General features: G+C 74.7%; 16 protein-coding genes. 12 read left to right on the top strand and 4 right to left on the bottom strand.

What is annotated here, in order from left to right:
- Positions 1-29 precede the first annotated feature (29 nt).
- Positions 30-920, top strand: coding sequence for an arginase family protein (locus AMK25_RS18425; protein WP_073829591.1), 891 nt, complete (start codon positions 30-32; stop codon positions 918-920).
- Here AMK25_RS18425 and AMK25_RS18430 read toward each other — a convergent pair.
- Positions 917-1330, bottom strand: a complete 414-nt coding sequence (locus tag AMK25_RS18430) for an NUDIX hydrolase (RefSeq protein ID WP_073829592.1) — start codon at positions 1328-1330, stop codon at positions 917-919. The two genes, AMK25_RS18425 and AMK25_RS18430, sit on opposite strands and share 4 nt — an antisense overlap.
- 147 nt (positions 1331-1477) lie before the next feature.
- On the opposite strand from AMK25_RS18430, the gene AMK25_RS18435 reads away from it, so the two are divergent.
- Positions 1478-2419, top strand: coding sequence for a sugar phosphate isomerase/epimerase family protein (locus AMK25_RS18435; RefSeq protein WP_073829593.1), 942 nt, complete (start codon positions 1478-1480; stop codon positions 2417-2419).
- Between the two features lie 108 nt (positions 2420-2527).
- The gene (locus AMK25_RS18440) at positions 2528-3148 is read left to right on the top strand and encodes a class I SAM-dependent methyltransferase (RefSeq protein WP_073829594.1); all 621 of its coding nucleotides are present in this window, start codon (positions 2528-2530) and stop codon (positions 3146-3148) included.
- Between the two features lie 72 nt (positions 3149-3220).
- Here the strand turns inward: AMK25_RS18440 and AMK25_RS18445 are convergent, their stop codons facing one another.
- Both AMK25_RS18445 and AMK25_RS18450 read right to left on the bottom strand, forming a co-directional pair.
- Positions 3221-3730: a pyridoxamine 5'-phosphate oxidase family protein gene (locus AMK25_RS18445; RefSeq protein WP_073829595.1), complete on the bottom strand. Its 510-nt coding sequence runs from the start codon at positions 3728-3730 to the stop codon at positions 3221-3223.
- Between the two features lie 39 nt (positions 3731-3769).
- Entirely contained in the window at positions 3770-4792 is a 1023-nt protein-coding gene (locus AMK25_RS18450; protein WP_073829596.1) for a LacI family DNA-binding transcriptional regulator, read from the bottom strand.
- A 104-nt stretch (positions 4793-4896) separates the two neighbouring features.
- Between AMK25_RS18450 and AMK25_RS18455 the strand changes: the two genes are divergently transcribed.
- The 9 genes from AMK25_RS18455 to AMK25_RS18495 all read left to right on the top strand — a co-directional run bounded on the left by AMK25_RS18455 (position 4897) and on the right by AMK25_RS18495 (position 13574).
- Positions 4897-6048, top strand: coding sequence for a Gfo/Idh/MocA family protein (locus AMK25_RS18455; RefSeq protein ID WP_073829597.1), 1152 nt, complete (start codon positions 4897-4899; stop codon positions 6046-6048).
- Entirely contained in the window at positions 6045-7208 is a 1164-nt protein-coding gene (locus tag AMK25_RS18460; RefSeq protein ID WP_073829598.1) for a dihydrodipicolinate synthase family protein, read from the top strand. Before AMK25_RS18455 ends, AMK25_RS18460 begins: the two co-directional genes overlap by 4 nt.
- The gene (locus AMK25_RS18465) at positions 7205-8044 is read left to right on the top strand and encodes a sugar phosphate isomerase/epimerase family protein (RefSeq protein ID WP_073829599.1); all 840 of its coding nucleotides are present in this window, start codon (positions 7205-7207) and stop codon (positions 8042-8044) included. The genes AMK25_RS18460 and AMK25_RS18465 overlap by 4 nt, the downstream gene beginning before the upstream one ends.
- A gap of 73 nt (positions 8045-8117) precedes the next feature.
- The gene (locus AMK25_RS18470; protein ID WP_073829600.1) at positions 8118-9284 is read left to right on the top strand and encodes an SGNH/GDSL hydrolase family protein; all 1167 of its coding nucleotides are present in this window, start codon (positions 8118-8120) and stop codon (positions 9282-9284) included.
- Positions 9285-9348: 64 nt separating this feature from the next.
- The gene (locus AMK25_RS18475) at positions 9349-9933 is read left to right on the top strand and encodes an RNA polymerase sigma factor (RefSeq protein ID WP_198937573.1); all 585 of its coding nucleotides are present in this window, start codon (positions 9349-9351) and stop codon (positions 9931-9933) included.
- The gene (locus tag AMK25_RS18480; protein ID WP_073829602.1) at positions 9930-10745 is read left to right on the top strand and encodes a zf-HC2 domain-containing protein; all 816 of its coding nucleotides are present in this window, start codon (positions 9930-9932) and stop codon (positions 10743-10745) included. Before AMK25_RS18475 ends, AMK25_RS18480 begins: the two co-directional genes overlap by 4 nt.
- 74 nt (positions 10746-10819) lie before the next feature.
- Positions 10820-11614: an ABC transporter ATP-binding protein gene (locus AMK25_RS18485; protein ID WP_073830008.1), complete on the top strand. Its 795-nt coding sequence runs from the start codon at positions 10820-10822 to the stop codon at positions 11612-11614.
- On the top strand, positions 11614-12963 hold the full coding sequence (locus AMK25_RS18490) for a hypothetical protein (protein WP_073829603.1): 1350 nt from the start codon (positions 11614-11616) through the stop codon (positions 12961-12963). The genes AMK25_RS18485 and AMK25_RS18490 overlap by 1 nt, the downstream gene beginning before the upstream one ends.
- Positions 12960-13574: a hypothetical protein gene (locus AMK25_RS18495; RefSeq protein WP_073829604.1), complete on the top strand. Its 615-nt coding sequence runs from the start codon at positions 12960-12962 to the stop codon at positions 13572-13574. The genes AMK25_RS18490 and AMK25_RS18495 overlap by 4 nt, the downstream gene beginning before the upstream one ends.
- Before the next feature lie 49 nt (positions 13575-13623).
- Here the strand turns inward: AMK25_RS18495 and AMK25_RS18500 are convergent, their stop codons facing one another.
- Positions 13624-15537: a beta-propeller domain-containing protein gene (locus AMK25_RS18500; RefSeq protein ID WP_073829605.1), complete on the bottom strand. Its 1914-nt coding sequence runs from the start codon at positions 15535-15537 to the stop codon at positions 13624-13626.
- Positions 15538-15549: the final 12 nt, after the last annotated feature.

The following is a 15549-nucleotide window of genomic DNA, read 5'->3' on the forward strand; positions in this document are numbered from 1 at the left end:
ACTGTCGTCGACGGCGGCTAGGGTGAGGCATGGGCCCTCGTGAGTGGACGGTCGTCGGCGCGCCGTCGAGCGCCGGCGCGCACACCCCCGGTGTCGAGCGCGCTCCGGCCGCCCTGCGCGCCGCCGGCCTGCTCGACCTACTGGGCGCCGACGTCGAGGACGCCGGTGACGTGCCGGGCTTCCGGTGGCGGCCCGATCCGGCGTACCCGAGGGGGCAGAACGCGGGCGCGGTGGCCGCCGTGGCGTCGGCGGTGGCCGACCGGGTCGTGGGCGCGCTGGGCCGCCGCCGCGTGCCGCTGGTGCTCGGCGGCGACTGCACCGTCACCGTCGGCCTGGTCGCCGGTTGCGCGCGGGCCGGGATGTCGCCCGCGCTGGTGTACGTGGACGGCGGCCCGGACCTGTACACGCCGGAGACCCGCGCGAACGGCAACCTGGATGCGATGGGGCTGGCGCACATGCTGGGCCTGCCGGGGACGCTGCCCGAGGTGGCTGGTGTCGGGCCGGTGGCGCCGCTGCTGTCCCCGGAGCGGGTGGTGGTGTACGGCGACTCGCTGCCCCGCGGTGACCACGAGCGGGAGCTGGTGGCGGAGCTGGGGCTGGCGTACGTGCCGGCCGATGAGGTGCATGCCGACGCGCGGGCGGCGGCGCGGCGGGCCCGGTCGGTGGCCGAGGGCGCGGCGGACGGGTTCGTGGTGCACTTCGACGTGGACGTGCTGCGTTTCGTGGACGCGCCGCTGGCGGACGTGCCGGAGCCGTTCGGGCTCAGCCTCGGCGAGGCGGCGGCCACGCTGGCGGAGCTGGTGGCGAGCCCGCGGTTCGCCGGGCTGTCGGTCACCGAGATCAACCCGCACCATCTGCCGGACGACGAGGTGCTGCCCCGGTTCGCCGGTGTGTTCGCCGGGGCGCTGACCGGGCGCTAGGCGGTCTCCGCGAGGTGCAGCGGCAGCACCTTCGCCGCGCTCACCGCCAGGTCGCGGTGCAGCACCTGGTCGCGGGGCACGAAGACCATCGCCTGTCCCTCGCCGAGGATCACATCCTCCTGCCGCGCCTGCGTGGTGCCGCGGAAGACGTACACGGTGACCGTGTGCGGAAAGCCGTCCTCGTGCGGGCGCGGACCGCTCCACAGCAGGTGCAGTTCCCCGGCGGTCAGCCCGGTCTCCTCCAGCAGCTCGCGGCGGGCGGCCTGCTCCGGTGTCTCGCCCGGTTCGATGCTGCCGCCGGGCAGGCTCCACTGGTACGGGGAGACAGGCGCGTTGCCGTCGCGGTGCTGCATGAGGATCGCGCCGGTCGGGTCGACGAGCAGGACGAGAGCGACGTCGTAGGTGGCCACGACCCGAGCCTGCCACGCGGCACCGGCGACACGCAGTCCCCGACTTTCAAACAGGCCGATCGAAAGTCCGACTCGCAACACCGAAAGGCATAGACATATCGACATGGCTTTTGTAGCGTCGGCGCACAGGCGATAAGGAGTACGACCATGTGCTACGGATACGACGGGCACGCCGCGCTGGAGCAGTCGCTGGACCGGCGTGGACTGCTGCGCGGCTCCCTCGCCGCGCTCGCCGGCGTCGGCCTCGCCACCGGGCTGGGTGCGACGGCGGCCCAGGCCGGCGGACACCACCACGGCCGGCGCCCGGTGCCGAAGGAACTGATCAGCCTCCAGCTCTGGACGGTCCGCGACGCGCTCAACGGCTCCCCCGGTTACGACGCGACGCTGGCGCACCTGGCCCGCATCGGCTACCCCCGGGTCGAGCTGGCGCTCGGCTACTTCGGGCGTACCGCCCGGGAGTTGCGCCGCTTCCTGGACGGCATCGGCATCAAGGCCAGCTCCAGCCACGACGGCATCGCCGCCGACGCCGCCGCGCTGGACCAGAAGATCGCCGACGCCCGTACGCTGGGCCAGCGGTTCATGGTGGTGCCGTACCTGAACTCCGACCGCGAGGACGACTGGAAGCGCTGGGCGGAGCAGATGAACGTGGAGGCCGCCGCGGCGCGCAAGGCGGGCCTGCGGTACGGCTACCACAACCACGCGCACGAGTTCACCATCGACTTCGGCAACGGCCGGCGGCCGTGGGACGTGCTGACCGAGGAACTCGACCCGCGCCTGGTGCACCTGGAGATCGACATCTACTGGGCGGTGACCGGCGGCATCAACTCCGGCGACGGCGTCGCCGACCCGGAGGGCTTCACGCTCGACGTGATCCGCTCGGCGCCGCAGCGGGTCCTGCAGTATCACGTCAAGGACCGCGACCCGGCCACCGGCGACATGGCCGACCTGGGCACCGGCATGATCGACTTCGCCCGGATCTTCCGCGGGCACCAGGTGCTGGAGTACATCGTGGAGAACGACACGCCGGACGTGACGCCGCAGCAGACCGCCGAGGTCGGCTACCGCTACCTGCGCCGGCTGCGGTTCTGACGCCCCGTGCGTGACCGCCGGGGCCGGCTCACCGCCGCCCCGGCGGGCGCACGGACGGCCGTCGGACGTGACACGCTCGGCACCTGTCACGCACCGAGGGGGTACGCGATGACCGACGAGCCGGACGACGTCCACTACGACCGCCTCTACCGCGGCACCGAGCGCCCGCCGTGGGAGATCGGCGGTCCGCAGCCGGCGCTCGCCACGGTCCTCGACACCGGGGTACGCGGCCCGCGCGTGCTCGACGTCGGATGCGGCACCGGGGAGTTGGCGCTCGCGCTGGCCCGCCGCGGTCTCGACGTGACGGGTGTCGACATCTCGGCGGTGGCGATCGGTCAGGCGCGGGCCCGGGCCGCCGAGGCGGGACTGCCGGTGCGTTTCGAGGTGTGCGACGCCACGGCGATCCCGGTGCCGCCGGCGCCGTACGACTCGGTGTTCGACTCCGGGCTGCTGCACTCGCTGGACCGGCGGGGCGCTGCCGTACGCGACTACCTGGCGCTGCTGCCGCGCCTGACCGCGCCCGGTGGGGCGGTGTTCGTGCTGGCGGTGTCACCGGAGGCGGGCCAGGGCTGGGGCCTGGACGCCGCCGCCCTGCGCGCGGCGTTCCCGGAGCCGCTGTGGTCGCACGTCACGGTCGAGCGGATCGACGTGCTTGCGAAGGTCGAGGGCGCGGACCTGCGGCTGGCCGGCAACCTGCTGAGCGCCACCCGCTCCCCCGCCGGCCCGTAGCGCTCCTCGGCCATGGGCGTCGGGCCTCGGGCGACACCCGCCGCGACGCCAACGCACGAACGGCGAGCGGCGTCAGCGGCGCCAGTGCTGGCGTGGGGCGTAGCCCTCGCGGCGCAGCCAGTGTTCGGTGTAGACGATCCGGTCGGCCTCGATCACGACGAGCGGGTCCTCGGGTGGCTCGGCCAGTGAGCGGCCGCGCTCGGCGTGTTCGCTCTCCCAGCGGAACGCCGCCCAGTGGCGGGCCCGGTCCGGATGCTCCGGGCCGAGCACCCGGGCGGAGCCGAACACCTGCGCGCCCCGGCTGCTCGCCAGCCCGACAAGCGGCGCGAAGACGCCGACCGACACGCGCGGGTCAGCGGCGATGTTGCGCATCTTCGGCGAGCGCGGCGCGGCGGTGAACATCAGCGTGAAGCCCAGCGGGTAGTACCGCACCGGCGTGGCCAGCGGGCCGTCCGGCCCGACTGTGGCCAGCACGCACATGTTCTGCGACGACAGCAGGTTGAGGATGCGTTCGGCCAAGCGGTCCCGGTCCAGCTTCCTCGTCGGCGCCGGCCCGGTCAGCCAGGGGTTCGTCAGCGGCACGTGGCGTCCTCGATCATGACGGCACCCTACCGGCCGGGCTCAGGCGCGGGCCGGCGCGGTGCTGGCCCGCAGCACCACCTCTGCGGGCAGGCGGGTGATCCGCCGGCGGCGGCCCGGGTTCTCGGTGAGCGCCAGCTCCATCGCCTTCTCGCCGAGCTGCCGCAGCGGCAGCGCCACTGTGGTCAGCGGCGGGGTGAGGTCGCGGACGATCGGGATGTCGTCGAAGCCTGCCACCGAGACGTCGCCGGGCACGGACAGCCCGTGGTCGCGCAGCGCCGCGTACGCGCCGACGGCCATCACGTCGGTGAGCGCGAACACGCAGGTGGCGTCGAGCCCGCGGCCGAGCAGCTCGGTCATCGCCTGGTAGCCGCCGTCGCGGGTGAACTCCGCCTCGACCACCGCCGCCGGGGCCAGCGTCACGCCGGCGGCGGCCAGCTCGTCGCGGAACCCGCCGAGCCGGTCGGCGACGGTGGTCAGCTCGGGCGGGCCGGAGAGCACCGCGAAGCGGCGGTGCCCGAGGCCGAGCAGCGCGCGGGCCAGCGCGGCGGCCCCGGCCCGGTTCTCCGGCAGGACGCTGTCGACCTTCAGGGTGCGGTGCCGGCTGACCACGGCGACCCGGCCGCCGCCGTCGAGGTAGGGCGTCAGCTCGGCGGCCAGCGCGCGATCCCAGCGCGGGTCCTCGAAGCCCGAGCCGATGAGCAGGATGGCCGGGGCGCGTTCGGCGCGCAGCATCGACACGTACGCGATCTCGCGTTCCGGGTCGCGGAACGTGCTGGCGAGCATGACCAGCAGGTCGTTGTCGGCGGCGACCCGCATGACGCCACCGGCGACGGCGGCGAAGTAGGGGTCGGTGACGTCGTGGCAGATCACTCCGACGCTGCGGTGCGACGCGCCGGCCAGCGCGCGGGCGTGGGCGTTCGGGGTGTACGCGAGCCGCGCGGCGGCGGCCAGCACGCGGTCGTGCAGGTGCGGGGTGACCCGCCGCCCGTTGAGCGCCCGGGAGGCGGTGGCCAGGGACACGTCGGCCGCTCTGGCCACGTCTTCCAGCGTCACGTGCGGCATCGATGAGTCTCCCTGCGGAACGTCTTGACCCGGTGTTCCGGCGTGGCTACGGTAACACCCTGAAAGCGCTTACTGAAAGCGCATTCACCGCTGGGAGGGGCACAGTGGAGCGCACATCCGTCGGGATCATCCTCAACGGCGTCACCGGGCGGATGGGCTACCGTCAGCATCTCGTCCGGTCCCTGCTGGCCATCCGCGAACAGGGCGGCGTGCCCGCGCGGGACGGCACCCGCATCTGGCCGGAGCTGACCCTCGTGGGCCGCGACGAGAACCGCCTGGCCGAGATCGCCGCCCGGCACGGGCTGTCGGCGTACACATGCGACCTGGAATCGGCGCTCGCCGACGACGCCAACCAGATCTACTTCGACGCCCAGGTGACCGCCGCGCGGGAGAAGGCGATCCGGGCGGCGATCGAGGCCGGCAAGCACGTCTACACCGAGAAGCCGCTCGCCGAGGACTTCCTCGCCTCGCTGGAACTGGCCCGGCTCGCCGCCGCCAAGGGGGTCCGCAACGGCGTCGTGCAGGACAAGCTGTTCCTGCCCGGCCTGCGCAAGCTCAAGCGGCTGGTCGACGGCGGCTTCTTCGGCCGGATCCTGTCGGTGCGCGGCGAGTTCGGCTACTGGGTGTTCGAGGGCGATTGGCAGGGCGCGCAGCGTCCGAGCTGGAACTACCGCGCCGAGGACGGCGGCGGCATCACGCTCGACATGTTCCCGCACTGGCACTACGTGCTGGAGCAGATCATCGCCCCGGTCACCGCAGTCACCGCTGTCACCGCCACGCACATCCCCGAGCGCGTCGACGAGAACGGCGCCCGCTACCGCGCCACCGCCGACGACGCCGCGTACGGCATCTTCGAACTGGCCGGCGGCGTCGTCGCGCAGGTCAACTCCTCCTGGGCGGTCCGCGTGCACCGGGACGAACTCGTCGAGTTCCAGGTCGACGGCACGCACGGCAGCGCGGTGGCCGGGCTGCGCGACTGTCGCATCCAGCACCGGGGCGCCACCCCGATGCCGGTGTGGAACCCCGACCTGCCGGTCACCGAGCCGTTCCGCGCGCAGTGGCAGACAGTGCCGGACAACGGCGAGCACGACAACGCGTTCAAGGTGCAGTGGGAGGCGTTCCTGCGCCACGTCGTCGACGACGAGCCGTTCCCGTGGGACTTCCTCGCCGGCGCCCGGGGCGTGCAGCTGGCCGAGGCCGGGCTGCGCTCGGCCCGCGAGGGGCGGCGGGTGACGATCGAGGAGATCCCTCGGTGAGCACGCGGATCACGCTGCCGGCGCCGGGCGGCGGCACCGAGAAGCTGACGCTGCGGGAACCGCCCGCCTGGCAGCGGCCGGCCGCGCCGCCGGCCAGCCGGATCGCGTACGCGGCCGCGCACGTCGTCGCCGACCCGTACGCCGACAACTCCCCCGGCCGCCCGGCGGGCCTGGACTGGGACGCGACGCTGGCGGTGCGGCGCGACCTGTGGTCGTGGGGTCTCGGCGTGGCGGAGGCGATGGACACCGCGCAGCGCGGGATGGGGCTGGACTGGGCGGCCACCCGCGAGCTGATCCGGCGCAGCGCCGCCGAGGCCGCCTCCTGCGGCGGGCGCATCGTCGCCGGGGTGGGCACCGACCAGCTCACCGGCGTCCCGCGCACGCTCGACGAGGTCGCCGCCGCGTACGCCGAGCAGCTCGCGGTCGTGCAGGGCTACGGCGCCACGCCGGTGCTGATGGCCAGCCGGCACCTCGCCGCGCTCGCCACCGGCCCGGAGGACTACCTGCGTGTTTACGAGAAGGTGCTGCGGGAGGCCGGCGCTCCGGTGGTGCTGCACTGGCTCGGCGACATGTTCGACCCGGCGCTGTCCGGCTACTGGGGCTCGACCGACCTGGACGAGGCCACCGCCACGTTCGCCGCGCTGGTGCACGCCCACGCCGACCTGGTCGACGGCGTGAAGGTGTCGCTGCTCGACGCCGGCCGGGAGGTGCGGCTGCGGGAACTGCTGCCGCCGGCGGTGAAGGTCTACACCGGCGACGACTACCACTACCCGGAGCTGATCGAGGGCGACGGGAAACGGTTCAGCCACGCGCTGCTCGGCGCGTTCGCAGCGATCGCCCCGGCCGCGTCGGCGGCGCTGGGCCGGCTCGACGCGGACGATGCGGCCGGGTTCCGGGCGATCCTCGACCCGACGGTGCCGCTGTCGCGGCACCTGTTCGCCCCGCCGACGCCCTACTACAAGACCGGCATCGCGTTCCTGTCCTGGCTCAACGGGCGGCAGCCCGGCTTCACCATGGTCGGCGGATTGCACGGCGGGCGCGGCGTCCCGCACCTGGTCGAGGCGTGCCGGCTGGCCGACGCCGCCGGGCTGCTGCTCGACCCCGGCCTGGCGGCACGGCGGATGCGTGCGTACCTGGATGTCGCGGGCGTGCCCGGATGACCGCCGACCCACGGCTGGCGAAGCTGTCGCTCAACCAGCGCACCACGCAACGCTGGTCGGTGGCGCAGGCGGTCGACGGCTGTGTGCGCGCCGGCATCCCGGCGATCGGGCTGTGGCGCGAGCCGGTGGCCGAGATCGGCGTACCGGCCGCGGCGCGGCTCGTCACCGACGCCGGGCTGCGGGTGTCGTCGCTGTGCCGGGGCGGGTTCCTCACCGCCGCCGACGAGGCCGGACGGGCCGCGGCCCTCGCGGACAACCGCCGTGCGATCGACGAGGCCGCCGCGCTGCGCGCCGCCTGCCTGGTGCTCGTCGTCGGCGGCCTGCCGCCCGGCTCCCGCGACCTGCCCGGCGCGCGGCAGCGGGTCGCCGACGCGCTGGCCGAGCTGGCGCCGTACGCGGGCGAGCGCGGGGTACGCCTCGCGCTGGAGCCGCTGCACCCGATGTACTGCGCCGACCGGGCGGTGCTGTCCACGCTCGGGCAGGCGCTCGACCTGGCCGAGGCGTTCCCGGCCGAGCAGGTCGGCGTCGTGGTGGACACGTTCCACGTCTGGTGGGATCCGGACGTGTGGCGGCAGATCGCCCGCGCCGGGACGCGGATCGCGAGTTTCCAGGTGTGCGACTTCCTCACCCCGCTCCCGGCGGACGTGCTGCTCGGGCGCGGCATGATGGGCGACGGGCACATCGACTTCCCGCCGCTGCGCCGCGCGGTGGAGGCCGCCGGATACACCGGCGACGTCGAGGTGGAGATCTTCAACGCCGAGGTGTGGGCCACCGACCCGGACCAGGTCCTCGCCACCATGATCGCCCGGTACGTGGATCTGGTGCTCACCGACTGACCGGGCGTGACGAGTCCGGCCTGTCGGATAAATCAGGTGGCCGGTCCCCGGATCCGGAGGCAGGATCGGGATCATGGCATCCCCGCACCTCACCACTCCGATCACTCCCGACCTGCTGCGCGGCGCGCTCGACCTGGAACAGACCGTCGACGGGGTGCTGCCGCACCGGCTGCCCGCGTGGGCCCGGGCGCAGAACATCGACCCGCAGCTGATGACGGCGGAGGCGATGCCCTCGGGCGTACGGCTGGTGTTCCGCACCCGCGCCACCACAGTCGAGCTGGACGTGCTGCCCATGAAGATGGTCTACCGGGGTACCGGGCCGCGTCCGGACGGCCGCTACGACCTGGTCGTCGACGGCCGTCTCGCCGGTCAGGCCACCGCCGGTGGCGGCAAGGTGCTCACCATCGACCTGGCCACCGGCACGTCCGGCATCGAGCCGGGGCCGGTCGGCACGGTGCGCTTCACCGATTTGCCCGCCACCGACAAGGAGGTGGTGATCTGGCTGCCGCAGCGGGAGATCACCGAGCTGGTGGCGCTGCGCACGGACGCGCCGGTCGAGCCGGCCGACACGGGTGGCCGCCGGGTGTGGCTGCACCACGGCAGCTCGATCAGCCACGGCTCGGACGCGGAGAGCCCCACCGGCACCTGGCCGGCGGTGGCCGCCGCGCTGACCGGCGTGGAGCTGGTCAACCTCGGGTTCAGCGGCAGCGCGCTGCTCGACCCGTTCACCGCCCGGGCGATGCGCGACACCCCGGCCGACCTGATCAGCGTCAAGATCGGCATCAACGTGGTGAACAGCGACCTGATGCGGCTGCGCGCGTTCGGCCCGGCCGTGCACGGCTTCCTGGACACCATCCGGGAGGGGCACCCACGCACGCCGCTGCTCGTCGTGTCGTCGATCCTGTGCCCGATCCAGGAGGACACGCCCGGCCCGGGCGCTGTCGAGTTCGTCGACGGGAAGGTGCGGTTCCGGGCCACCGGCGACCCGGCCGAGGTGGCGTCCGGCCGGCTCACGCTGCGCGTCATCCGCGCCGAGCTGTCCCGGATCGTGGCGTCCCGGTCCGGCGCCGACCCGAACCTGCACTACCTCGACGGGCTGGAGCTGTACGGCGAGGCCGACTACGCCGAGCTGCCGCTGCCCGACGAGCTGCACCCCGACCCGGCCGCCGACCGGCGCATCGGCGAGCGGTTCGCCGCGCTGGCGTTCGGCCTGAAGGGACCGTTCGCCGCCGCGGAGTGACGGACACCTGCCCACGGCGCGGTGTGACCCAGGTCACGCTGCGCCGTGATCCGTCGGAGGGGCCGTGGACGACCATCTAGGCGTGGGAGGAAGCAAACAGGACGAGGAGCGGCTGCTGCGGCGGGTCGCGCGCGGCGACCTCGACGCGTTCGACGAGCTGTACCGGCGCACGTCGCCGTGGCTCGCGATCCGGCTGCGACGGCGCTGCGCGGACGACGGCATCGTCGCCGAGGTCCTCCAGGACACGTACCTCACCGTGTGGCGGGCCGCCGGCTCGTTCTCCGGCATCCGGCGCTCCGGTGGATCGGACGCGCCCGGCGGCTCGGCGGCCGGCTGGATCTGGACCATCGCGGCCCGGCGTCTGGTCGACGCGATGCGCCGCCGCGCCCGCGTCCAGGAGGTGCCGACCGACGTGCTTCCGGTACGCAGCGCGCCCGCCGCGGAGGACGAGGCACTCGCCGGGACGATGAGCCTGGAACTGGGCGCCGCACTGGACGCGCTGGCCCCGGAACTGCGGGCGGTGCTGGCCGCGATGGTCCTGGACGGGCTGACCGTCCGGGAGACCTCGGTCCTGCTGGGGGTGCCGGAGGGCACCGTGAAGAGCCGGGCGCGGCGTGCCCGCAACGCGCTACGGGAGGCCCTGGCATGACAGCTCACGTACCCCCGCAGGCACTGGCCGCGTACGCGGCGGGCGGGCCCGACGACGCCGCCACCTGGACGGTCGAGGTGCACCTGGAGGGCTGCGCCGAGTGCCGTCACCGGCTCGGCGAGCTGGCCGCCCCGCCGCTGCGAGCGCTGCTCGGCGACGCCCGGGAGACGATCCTGGAACAGGCCCGCACCGGGCCACGACCGGCGCCCCGGCGACCGCTGCGGCGGTGGTGGCTGCGCTGGACCGACTGGTCGCTGCTGGCCTGGGCCGCGATGACGGGCACGGCGATCCTCGCCGCGGTGCTGCTGGACCGCAACTACCCGGACCGCCCCTCGGCGGTGCTGCTGCTGGCCCCTGTCGCGCCGCTGGCCGGGCTCGCGGTCGCCTGGTCCCACCGGGCCAACCCGGCCTGGGAGGTGGTCGCCGGCACCGCCCGCGCCGGACTGGAACTGCTGCTGCGCCGTACCCTCGCGGTTCTGCTCCTGGTGGCACCAGTGCTGGCGGTGGCCGGGCTGGCGGTCGGCCGCAACCCGGTGCTGTGGCTGCTGCCGTGCCTGACGTTCGTCGCGGCGACGCTGCTGCTCGGCAGCCGCGTCGGCGTGCCGCTGGCGGCCGCCGTGCTGGGCGGCGGCTGGCTCGCGGCGGTCGCCGCGGTGTCGTTCACCGGCGGGCCTGACCTGGCCCGCGCGGCCGCCGCGACCGAGGCCCTGATCCGGCCCGCGACCATGCCCGTCTGGGCGACGGCCGCCGTCGTGCTCACAGTGCTGGCCGTCCTGCGCGCCGACCACCTTCGACGCCCCGGCTGGCGCTGACTCCGCACCCCATGAAACGACCACACGGCGCCCGCCCGGCGCCGCGACCGACAGTGCCCGAGAAGGAGAAGACATTGGTACGCGCAGTGAGCGCCGACGAGGTGGCGCCGACCCGGCACGCCTGGCGGATCGAGGCGGTGGGACTGTCGGTGAAGGCCGGACGGCACCTGGCCGTCGACAACCTCGGCCTGACGCTCGGCGCCGGCGTGCACGGGCTGCTCGGCCCGAACGGCGCCGGCAAGAGCACGCTGATGCGCGCGCTGGCCACTGTGGTCAAGCCGCACAGCGGGGTGCTGCGGCTGCTCGGCGCGGACGCCACCGCCAGCCGGGAGCTGCGGCCGGTGCGCCGCCGCCTCGGCTACCTGCCGCAGCAGTTCGGCTACTACCCCCGGTTCACCGTCCGCGAGTACGTCGAGTACGTGGCCTGGCTGCGGGAGATGCCCGCCTCGGCGGTGCCGGCCGCGGCCCAGCGGGCCATCGACCGGGTACGCCTCACCGACCGGGCCGACGCCAAGCTCAAGTCGCTGTCCGGCGGGATGCTGCGCCGTGCCGGCATCGCGCAGGCGATCGTCAACGAGCCGGACCTGCTGCTGCTCGACGAGCCGACTGTCGGCCTGGACCCGGAACAGCGGGTCGAGTTCCGTGAGCTGATCCGCGAACTCGGCACGGACGCCTGCGTGCTGGTCTCCACCCACCTGGTGGAGGACGTGGTGGCGGCCTGCTCCGACGTCATCCTGATGGACCACGGCGCCCGCGTCTTCCAGGGTCTGCCCGCCGACCTGGTCCGCCACGGCGAGACGGGCGGCGTCGGCGACAGCGCCGCCGAGCGCGGCTACTCGTACCTCCTCCAGCAGCACCGGGGCGCCTGATGATCCGACAGGTACGCGTCGAACTGCGCCGCTCCAACGCGCCGGCCGTGGCGGTGCTGCTGCTCGCCATCGGGATCCTCGGCGTCGCGAGCATGTACAGCTTCTGGCAGGGACAGTGGCTGCGGTTGGGCTACGTGCACTCCTCCGCCATGTTCTTCCTGATGCCGCTGGCGCTGGCCGGCGGCGCGGTGCTGGGGCGCCGGGACCGGCGTACCCGCGCCGACGAGCTGATGAACAGCACCGGCCGGCCCCGCTGGCAACGCGCGCTGCCCGCGATGACCGCGCTCGGCGTCGCCGTCGCGGCCGCGCACCTGCTCGTGCTCGCCGGCGGCGCGGCGCTGGTCGCCACCGGCGGCGCCTACCTCGGCGTACGCGGGCTCGCCGGGCCCCTGGTCGACGTGCTGGTGCTCGTCGGCGCGGCCTGGTGTGGCACGGCCGTCGGCCGCCTGTGGTCCTCACCGCTGCTGCCCCCGCTGCTGGCCGCCGCCGCGCTGGTGGCGCAGGAGGGCACGTCCCTGATCGCGGGCGTCGACAGCACGCTGTCGAGTCCGTCCCTCATGATCAACTGGCCGCCGGACACGCCCTGGGAGACGCTGTCGGACCGGCTTCTGCTGAGCCGCCTGGTCCTCGGGGCCGGGCTGGTGCTCGCCGGGCTGCTGTTGGCGGCGGGCGGGTCGTGGCTCACCCGGGCCGGCGCGTTCGCGGGCCTCACCGGTGGCGTGGCGGGTCTCGTGCTGATCGGCGTGCCCGGCCCGGCCGGAATCTGGCAGCTCGACGCGGGAGCGCGCCGCTACGTCTGCGCCGACGGCACGCCGCAGGTGTGCGTCACCGCCGTCAACGCGCATCTGCTGCCCGAGGTCACCACCGAGGCCCGCCGAGGGCTGCGCGCGCTGGCGAAGCTGCCGGACGCGCCGACCCGCGCGGTGGAACTGCGGCTGGACACCATCGGCAGCAACGACAGCGAGCAGTGGCACCGGCCCAAGCCGGCACCGGACACCGTGCAGTTCCTCCTGGAGGTCGACCCGGACACCGGCCGGGCCGCCGACGTGGCCGAGCGCATCGCCCTGGGCGGCGGCACCATGTGGTACGGCTGCGGGCGCAGCGGCGACGACATCGCCCCGGCGATCGCCGCGGCCTGGCTGCTGGACGCCGAGACGGTCCGGCTGTGGGACTCCTGGACCGGATACCGGCACACCGACACGCAGCAGGACGAGATCCGGGCCGGGGTGCGGCAACTGCGCGCGCTGCCCGAGCCGGAGCAACTGCGGCGGGTCACCGCGCTGCGGGACGCGGCCGCGCGCTGCGAGCCGGACCTGATGCCGGCGCTCACCGGACGGGCCGCGCCGTGACCCGCTGGCTGCCGCTGTACGTGCGGTCCCGCCGGCTACCCGCCGCCCTGGCCGGATCCGCGGTCGCCGTCGCCGTGATGGCCGTCTCCTGGGCCGCCTTCACCGACCGGCCCGAGGTGCCCGCCGGCCTCGCCGTGCTCACCACCGCGCTGGCGGTCGCGCCGCTCGGGCCGACGCTCGCCGGCACCGACCCGGCGCTGGAGCGGACCGCCGCGTGGCAGTGGGCGCCGCGCCGGGCCGGGCATCTGCTCGGGTACGGCGTGGTGGTCGTCGGGCTGCTGGCCGCCGCCCGCGCCCTCGGCGCCGACTTCGGGCCGCTGTCCGTGCTGGCCCGCAATACGGCCGGGCTGATCGGGCTGGTCGGACTCGGCGCCGCGCTCGCCGGCGCGCGGGCCGCCTGGCAGGTACCGACCGCCTGGGCCGCGCTGGGGGCGTTCCTGGCCGCGCCGGGCGGGCCGCAATGGCGGCAGGTCGCGTTGTGGATGGCGCAGGAGCCGGGCAACCGGATCGCCGCGGTCACCGCCACGACGTTCCTCCTCGGCGGCGTCGTCGCGTACGCGCTGCGGGCAGGCCCGCAGGTCGCGGCGGCCGAGGCGGCGCTGGAGCAGTGACGTGCCGGGCCTCGTCGCGCGCCCACCGCGCGGCGAGGCCCGGCCGACGTCAGGCCAGCGGCACCCAGGCCAGGCTGGTCATGCCGGACAGGGCGGTCGCCTTGAGACCGGCGTCGGAGACCGTCCAGAGCACACCGTCGATCATCAGCGAGCGGCGGATCGGCGCCCACTCGCCGCCGTCGGCCAGGCTCCCCGGATGGTCCACCGCACCGGCCACCGTGAAGCCCTTGTCGCCGAGCCGCAACGCCAGCACACCACCGGACGGCGGGCGCTTCGTGCCGTCGGGCCGGTCGGTGTCCACGCCCGGCTGCCGCACCGGGATCACCATCAGCCGCTCCGGCGGCCAGTAGAGGAACGCGTGCGGGTCGTGCTCCGCCTCGGACCAGCCGCCGGCGACGTGGTGCTGGGCGATCCGCGTCGGCCGGGCCGGGTCGGCGACGTCGAACAGCGACACCTGGGTGCCCGTCACCCGCCCCCGGTCGGTCGCGTCCTGCCCGACCCCGATCAGCCGGCCGTCGCCGGCCGGGTGCAGGTACGCCGAATACCCGTTGATCTTCAGTTCGCCGGTGACCCGGGGCTTGGCCGGGTCCCGCAGGTCCACGCCGTACAGCGGGTCGGTCTCCCGGAACGTCACCACGTACCCGGTGCCGCCGATGAAACGCACCGCGTAGATCCGCTCCCCCTTGCCGAGGCCGGTGACCGCGCCGACCCCCTTCAGCGTGGGACCGTCGGCGCGCAGCACGTACACGCCGGACTGCGAGGCGTTCCCCCGGCCCCACCTGTCGCCGGTGGTGGTGGCCACCCGCAGGTGACCGTCCCACTCGGACAGCGCGTACTGGTTGATCAGCCACCCGGGCACCGATCCGGCGGCGACGTAGCGCGGCGTGCCCGCAGCGGTGTCGAACTGGTAGATCTCGGTGCTGACGTCGCGCGCCTCCGGTGACGCGGCGCGCCACGTCCGCCAGCGCTGATCGGTGGCGACGTAGAGGCGTTGACCGTTGCTGTACACGGTGTCGCCGTCCGCGAAAACGGTGACCGGGTCACCGGCGCCGAGCGCGGGCGCGGCCAGGTCGAAACTGAGCACGGTGAGCATCGAGGCGGCGGAGAAGCCGGCCGGCCGGCTCACCCGGTCGCAGCCCACCCGACCGCTGCCGACCGTTCGGACGCTGTCGCGGATCTCGTAGCGGGGCAGCCAGTCGTCGAGCGTGGCCTTGTCGATGACCCCGCGGTTCGCGGCGATCCGCTGCGCGTCGGTACGCTTCCCCGACGGCTGCGGAAATTCGAGCCGGTGCCCGGAACTGATCACGATGCGGGCGGTCGCGCCGACCTGCCGGGCGTCGAGCATCCGGCCGTCGATCCAGTACTCGCCGACGACGCGCGGCGCTGCGGCGAGGTCGACCAGGACCAGCCGGGCCTGCCCGACCACGCCGGGTGCGGGACGCCGGCCGGGCACCCCGGACTTGGGGACCATTCCGGCGCGCAGCAGCACGAGCGCGCGGTCCCCGTGCAGCAGCAGGCTGCCCTCCTGACCGGAGAACCGGTCGGCGGCCGGGTCGAGCGCCAGCCGGCCGGTCTGCCGGCGGGTCGCCGGGTCGACGACCGTCAGCACGCCCCGGCCGTACGTGACGATGCGCCGGCCGTCGGTCTTGACCAGGTCCGGTTCGTCCACGCCGGCCTCGTGCACGTTCGTGCCGGAGAAGTCCGGCGTGGACGCCGGCCCGGCCGCCTTCAGGGCGCCGCTGTCGGCCCCGGCCTCCGCGCTGAACCGGAGCAGGTCGTGGCCCGGCCCGAGACCCCACGGTCCCACCGCGGCCCGCGCGGCCGCCCGGATCTGCCGCAGCGCCGCGTCGCAGGAGTCGAACGCGACGAGCCGCAACCCACCGGCCGGAACGGGCCGGCCGGTGGGCGGCGGATCGGCCGGCGGTGACGCGGTGCAGCCACCGAGGGCCAGCGCGGCGGCCATCGTCCATCCGAT

The sequence above is a fragment of the Micromonospora sp. TSRI0369 genome, from assembly GCF_001905625.1.
Taxonomy (GTDB): Bacteria; Actinomycetota; Actinomycetes; order Mycobacteriales; family Micromonosporaceae; genus Micromonospora; species Micromonospora echinospora_A.

Coding starts and splice junctions, on each gene's coding strand:
- AMK25_RS18425 (WP_073829591.1), top strand. CDS start 30: ATGGGCCCTCGTGAGTGGACGGTCGTCGGCGCGCCGTCGAGCGCCGGC.
- AMK25_RS18435 (WP_073829593.1), top strand. CDS start 1,478: ATGTGCTACGGATACGACGGGCACGCCGCGCTGGAGCAGTCGCTGGAC.
- AMK25_RS18440 (WP_073829594.1), top strand. CDS start 2,528: ATGACCGACGAGCCGGACGACGTCCACTACGACCGCCTCTACCGCGGC.
- AMK25_RS18450 (WP_073829596.1), bottom strand. CDS start 4,792: ATGCCGCACGTGACGCTGGAAGACGTGGCCAGAGCGGCCGACGTGTCC.
- AMK25_RS18465 (WP_073829599.1), top strand. CDS start 7,205: ATGACCGCCGACCCACGGCTGGCGAAGCTGTCGCTCAACCAGCGCACC.
- AMK25_RS18470 (WP_073829600.1), top strand. CDS start 8,118: ATGGCATCCCCGCACCTCACCACTCCGATCACTCCCGACCTGCTGCGC.
- AMK25_RS18480 (WP_073829602.1), top strand. CDS start 9,930: ATGACAGCTCACGTACCCCCGCAGGCACTGGCCGCGTACGCGGCGGGC.
- AMK25_RS18490 (WP_073829603.1), top strand. CDS start 11,614: ATGATCCGACAGGTACGCGTCGAACTGCGCCGCTCCAACGCGCCGGCC.
- AMK25_RS18500 (WP_073829605.1), bottom strand. CDS start 15,537: ATGGCCGCCGCGCTGGCCCTCGGTGGCTGCACCGCGTCACCGCCGGCC.